2 protein-coding genes and 1 tRNA gene are annotated in these 3,227 nt (G+C 73.0%); 1 reads left to right on the top strand and 2 read right to left on the bottom strand.

What is annotated here, in order from left to right:
- The first annotated feature begins 59 nt into the window (after positions 1-59).
- Positions 60-1,367, top strand: a complete 1,308-nt coding sequence (locus MHY29_RS11665; RefSeq protein WP_239241415.1) for a glycosyltransferase 87 family protein — start codon at positions 60-62, stop codon at positions 1,365-1,367.
- A 71-nt stretch (positions 1,368-1,438) separates the two neighbouring features.
- On the opposite strand, the gene MHY29_RS11660 is transcribed toward MHY29_RS11665, so the two are convergent.
- Both MHY29_RS11660 and MHY29_RS11655 read right to left on the bottom strand, forming a co-directional pair.
- Complete coding sequence (locus MHY29_RS11660; RefSeq protein ID WP_224355096.1) at positions 1,439-2,965, bottom strand: DUF2079 domain-containing protein; 1,527 nt, start codon at positions 2,963-2,965, stop codon at positions 1,439-1,441.
- Between the two features lie 70 nt (positions 2,966-3,035).
- Positions 3,036-3,109 (bottom strand) — tRNA-Arg (locus MHY29_RS11655).
- Between the last annotated feature and the right edge of the window lie 118 nt (positions 3,110-3,227).

Raw genomic sequence — 3,227 nt, 5'->3', positions numbered from 1 at the left:
GGCGAGGGGCGGCCGCCGGACTCCGCCCCGCCGGCCGCCCCTCGCCGCGGTGGATCGGCGTGCTGATCGCCGTCACCGCGGCGGCCGCCGTCGTCGGCCTCCTCACCAAGCAGTGGTGCCGGCTGAACGGCTGGGCGACCCCCGGTGTGCACGTGCACATGTGCTACTCCGACTTCGCGCAGCTCTTCCCGACGCGCGGGCTCTCCGACGGGTACTTCCCGTTCTACACGCCGCTGCCGGAGGAGCAGTGGATGGAGTACCCGGCGCTGCTGGCCGTGGTCGCGGGCGCGAGCTCCTGGCTGGTGCCGTCCACCGGCACGCTCGCCGAGCGCACGGTGACGTACTTCGACGTCAACGCGGCCGGCGTGGTGCTGTGCTGGATGGCCGTCGTGGTGGCCACGGCCTTCACGGCCCGCGGCCGCTCCAAGGATGCCCTGCTGGTCGCCGTGGCGCCCGGCATCATCCTGACCTCCATGCTCAACTGGGACCTGTGGGCCGTGATGCTCGCCGCCCTCGCCCTGTGGGCCTGGAGTGAGGACCGGCCCGTCCTCTCCGGCCTCCTGCTGGGCCTCGGCGCCGCCATGAAGCTCTACCCGCTGTTCTTCTTCGGCGCGCTGCTCGTGCTCGCCCTGCGCACCGGCCGCTGGAGGGGGTTCCTCGGCGCGCTGGCCGCCGGCGCTGCGGCCTGGCTGGCCGTCAACGTGCCCTTCATGCTCACCGCGTTCGATCAGTGGTCCCGGTTCTACACGTTCTCCGGGGACCGCGAGGTGTCCTTCTCCTCGATGTGGCTGGCGTTCACCTGGACGGGCCTCTCGGGCTCGGCGTTCTCCGTGATCTCCAACGGGCTGTTCGCCCTGTGCTGTGTCGGTGTGGCATACCTGGGCCTGTCCAGCCGGCACCGCCCGCGCCTGGCCCAGCTGTGCCTGCTGATCGTGGCCGCGTTCCTGCTGCTGGGCAAGGTGTACTCCCCGCAGTTCGTGATGTGGCTGATCCCGCTCGTGGTGCTGGCCACCCCGCGGCGCAAGCAGTTCTGGATCTGGCAGGCCGCCGAGTTCTTCCACTGGGCCGGCGTGTGGATGGAGTCCGCCCGGATCACGTCGGGCGGCGAGTTCGGCGGGACCTGGGTCACCGTCTGGTACGCCTCCGGGATCGTGCTGCACATGGCCACGCTGATCTGGATCTGCGTGACCGTGATCCGCGACATCCGCGACCCCGAGCGGGATCCGGTGCGCCGGTCCGCCCTCGAGCAGGGGGTCGAGCCCCTCGCCCCGGGTGTGGCCGAGGACCCGAACGCCGGCGTCTTCACCGGGGCCGCCGACCGGTTCCTCCTGCCCCCGGCCGGGCACGGGCTCCAGCCCACCCGCTGAGCCGCCCCGCCCGACGACGGCCCCCGCCTGATCGAGGCGGGGCCGTCGTCGTCCCCGGGGGAGGGACGCGCTCAGCGGTGGCGCAGGTAGTCCGTGCAGGTCGCGGAGACCGGGCGCGTGGGGTGGTGGAGGACGACGACGTCGCCCTGAGACCACACCCGCTCGAAGCCGAGGCGCCGCGCCCGCTCGAGCGCCTGGTCCGGGGTGAGCGGGTCCCAGCCGCCGAGCTCGGTGACGGAGGTGTCCACGATCATCCAGGTGGCGAGGTCGTCGCCGATGTCCCCGTGCAGGCCCACGTGGGTGCGGTCCGTGAGGTGCGGGACCGCGTTGTCGGCGGCCTCCACGCACACCCCGTCCGGGATCATCCCGACCGCCTGGTCGAGGTCCCGGGCGTGCTGCGTCGTCGTCATCTGGCCCGTGAGGGTGCGGTGGAAGGGGAAGACCTGGGGGAGGAACGCGGTGCCGGCCAGCGTGACGGCACCCGCCCACGCGAGGAGGACCTGCGGGAGCCGACGGACGCGGGGGAACCGGGCGGCCAGGCCGGTGGCCGCCTCGAGGGCGGCGAGCAGCAGGATCGGGGCGAGGATCGCGTCGTACTGGTAGACCGGCGCCCAGACGTTCAGGCGGTCGTTCCACAGGCGGGAGAGCAGGATCGGCAGCGCGAGCAGCGTCAGCGGGCTGAGCACGGGGAGGAACAGCAGCGGCACCAGGTGCAGGAGCCAGAGGGCGAGCTTGAGCGGGTGGTCGAACAGCGCCGCGACGGCCTCCCAGGGCCGGGTGAGGATCGTCAGCAGCGAGGAGCCCATGTCCGGCCCAAGGGCCTGGAACTGCCAGTAGCCGAAGCCGCCGGTGGGGGAGAAGTGGGGGATGGCCACGGAGGTCGCGAACCAGTAGCCGGCCAGGCCCAGGACCAGCGCGAGGCCCGCCTGCACCCAGCGGCGGCGCAGCGCGAAGACCACGGCGAGGGCGCACACCGTGACGCCCATGTCCTCCCGGACCGTGAGCAGCGCCGTGCCGAGGCCCAGGGCCAGCCAGGGGCGTTCCCCGTCGAGGGCCCAGACGAGCCACGCCATGATCGGCACGCCGAGGGTGACCTCGTGGAAGTCCCAGTTGACCATGGCCTGGAACGGCCAGGAGAAGAGCACGACGCCGGCCGCGGCGAGCGACCAGCCGTGGGAGACCCGGCGGCGGGCCGTGAGGTAGACGGCCACCGCCGCGGCGCAGAGCGCGAGGGCCATGATGATCCCGAGCATCCTCGGGTCCGGCCAGATCCAGTAGGTGGGGGCCAGGAGCGCGAGGATCGGGTGGAAGTGGTCGCCCAGGATGTTGAAGTCGACGCCCTTGACGGAGCTGAGCGGGGCGTTGAACAGCGCGTACTGGCGCACCACCTGGTCGAAGATGCCGAGGTCGTAGCCCTTGGCCTCGTAGGTGGCGAACCGCAGGAACGAGTGCGTGATGCTCAGGGCCGCGAACGCGAGCAGGACGAGGCCCAGGTGCAGGCCCTGCCTGCGGGTCACGGCGACGGCCGGGACCGCGGGGCGGGGAGCGTGGAGCCAGGTGCGCACGCGGTCCTGACCGGGGAAGCGACGGGCGGGCATGGGGCCTCCTCGGGACGGGGGCGCCACGCCCGGCGCGGCGGCCCGATGGACGGCGTCGCGCGCCGGGAAGCGCCCCAGGAGGGATTCGAACCCCCGACCGGCGGATTAGAAGGCCGCTGCTCTGTCCGGCTGAGCTACTGGGGCTGGGCCCTCGACGGGGAACGCCCCTGGCTGGCCCTGGGCCTCGGCACGGCGCTGCTCACGGTCCGGGAGGACATGGGCGTCACGGTGTGCGCCCTCGCCGTGGTCTTCGCGCTGCGCC

This window comes from Micrococcus sp. ACRRV, from assembly GCF_022346985.1.
GTDB classification, from domain to species: Bacteria; Actinomycetota; Actinomycetes; order Actinomycetales; family Micrococcaceae; genus Micrococcus; species Micrococcus porci.
Note: the sequence above shows the minus strand (reverse complement) of the source record. Positions and strands in the feature narration are given on the sequence as shown.

Coding starts and splice junctions, on each gene's coding strand:
- MHY29_RS11660 (WP_224355096.1), bottom strand. CDS start 2,965: ATGCCCGCCCGTCGCTTCCCCGGTCAGGACCGCGTGCGCACCTGGCTC.